Source organism: Acidobacteriota bacterium, from assembly GCA_003225175.1.
Classification (GTDB): domain Bacteria; phylum Acidobacteriota; class Terriglobia; order Terriglobales; family Acidobacteriaceae; genus Gp1-AA112.
Window position 1 is genome coordinate 1 of the sequence record QIBA01000159.1, and the last position, 2188, is coordinate 2188.

4 protein-coding genes are annotated in these 2188 nt (G+C 56.8%); all 4 read left to right on the top strand.

Going from position 1 to position 2188, the window contains the following annotated elements; genetic code table 11:
* Positions 1–204: 204 nt before the first annotated feature.
* Complete coding sequence (locus tag DMG62_24000) at positions 205–753, top strand: hypothetical protein (GenBank protein ID PYY20079.1); 549 nt, start codon at positions 205–207, stop codon at positions 751–753.
* A gap of 80 nt (positions 754–833) precedes the next feature.
* Complete coding sequence (locus DMG62_24005; GenBank protein PYY20080.1) at positions 834–1151, top strand: hypothetical protein; 318 nt, start codon at positions 834–836, stop codon at positions 1149–1151.
* A gap of 127 nt (positions 1152–1278) precedes the next feature.
* Positions 1279–1539, top strand: coding sequence for a hypothetical protein (locus DMG62_24010; protein ID PYY20081.1), 261 nt, complete (start codon positions 1279–1281; stop codon positions 1537–1539).
* A 181-nt stretch (positions 1540–1720) separates the two neighbouring features.
* A partial coding sequence (locus DMG62_24015; GenBank protein PYY20082.1) for a hypothetical protein occupies positions 1721–2188 on the top strand: 468 nt, incomplete at its 3' end.

Consider the following 2188-nt stretch of genomic DNA (forward strand, 5'->3'; position numbering starts at 1 on the left):
TGGCTTTCATGCGCAGTGTTTTCGGCGTGCGATGTCTTTGTACTTCGGCTGGCCAGACGCGCAATGAGGAATAAGGCCCAACAAGACGCTGGAGCGAACCGCCGCCCGGCGGGCGTTCACATTTCCAATGATTAAAACATTTTCGCTCGCGACCGCGCTCGCTCTCGCCAGCGGTCGCTCAGCTCCGTCTCGTTAGGCCTTCACATGCGCGCCTATCACTTCGTCAACGAACAATTCGGCATGGACGACCTCGTTAAGAAACGCCTCAAGATTGCTACACTGAAGGACCTCAACGATCCATTCGAGCTTTTTGCGGTCTCCCTAACCGATTCTGCTGTTCGTCGCGCGTTCCGAAAGATGAAGGATGAGCTTTCTCGGACCCGAGGTTTGCTGTGTTTCAGCCGAGATTGGCACAACCCTGTCCAATGGAGTCATTACGCCGATCGGCATCGGGGGCTGTGCCTAGGATTTGACGTTTCAGACGAAAGCGTTGGCTCTGTCACTTACTCCAGCAAGCGCATTGCAGCGAGGATTGAGCAGCTTAGAGCACCACGGCTCCTCGACCCGAATACGGCAAGAAACGCGTTGTTTCGGCTAGTTGGGAGGAGGCCACTCGCGAGTGGCTTATCACTCTTCATCATCCGACTGGCACATTGTCGGCCTGGTTCGTCGACGCGGCCGGCGAGAATGATCATGGAGGTCCATGCAAGCATTGAGCGGGATTCAACACTCCCGATCGAACCAATTCGATGAAGCCATCGGCCCATGGCGAAATAAGTTCAGCGTGTTTGTCACGACACCCTGCCGTGGCGCATCTCTTTCTCGTTAGACCTATGACGAAGCGCACCGTCCTCTACATCGTCATTGCGCTCAATGTTCTTTACATCACGGCGCTCGCTATTTGCGCCTTTGTCATCGGCCATCTCCACCCCCCGGACTTCCCAGCCATGCGAAGCAAGATCGAAGCATCTTCTTCGTTGGAGGATCTACGTCCTCGCGCTTTGCATGCTATCTCAGCCATCGAATCTGCCGACAGAGCCATTGGGGATTTACACGAGGTCGCCGCTTGCCAGATCGGGTTCGGCATCACATTGGCCGTTGTGAACTTGCTCGTTTTATGTTTCGTCATGCCACGCACTTTGCGAGTATGACGCACAGTCTAACCATGCGATGGAGCGAACGGGGGACCGCTCTGCGTTCACATTTGAGATGACTTCGATCCTTCCACCCCGAGCGATGCGCGCCCTCGTCCGCCGTCGCTCATCTTGTTCTCGTTAGATGCATCCCTCCGCCATAATGTTTCGTGTGGTCGTCGCCTGCACATTGGTGGCCGCCGGCGTGTCGGCCCCTGCTGTTCAGGTGTACACGGGCGAGCCGCTTGGCGAGTCGCCTGAAGTTTGCGCAGCACGCGAAACACTCGAGGAGACCGGCATCACCGTCTCGAACGTCGAATTCGTCGCGATCACAAACGACGTCCTGGCTGACGCCGGCAAGCATTACCTGACTGTTTGGATGCGCGGTGAACCGAGCGACGCCTAGGCACAAGTGGCCGATGCGGCGGAAATCAGGGAACTCGGTTGGTTTGCTCGCGATGAGCTTCCCGCTCTCTTGCGCTGCTGGCCGCGAGCGCCGGCGAACCTGCCGTGGGGGGAAAGTAAGAATTAAGAGATTCGGGATGAAGTGCTCGACAAGCGGCGGGCGATTTCCCCATGATAGCGGCATGAGAAAATCGGCTTTCGGTTTTGCCGGCGTGCTCATCGCGATCTTGGTCGCGAACGCGCCGTTGCGGGCGGAAACGGTTAATTTTCCGGACGAGCAACCGGTCTTCAAAATTGAGGTGCCGGATGGCTGGGCAGCAAAGTCTGAATCGGAAGGTGCGCTGTACCTGCGACCCACCAGCGGGAACACCGGCCATTTCTTCGCCTTTATCGAACTGCCGGCGGCAGAGATTCCGGATGAGAGTGCGGCGAAGAAATATGTAGAGTCGCGTCGCGCAACGGACCTGGACAAGCTTGGCGCGGATGAAAAAGGCCGCTCTCTCTGGCCGGTGAATGAGGAAACGCTGCCGAACAGTCTCAAAGGCTGGAGCGCGGATGATGACGTGTTGATGAAAATAAAACCCGGCGATCTGCCGCAAATGAAAGCTTACTCCGCCATCGTTTTTTCTCCGGACGGGAAGAAGTATTTC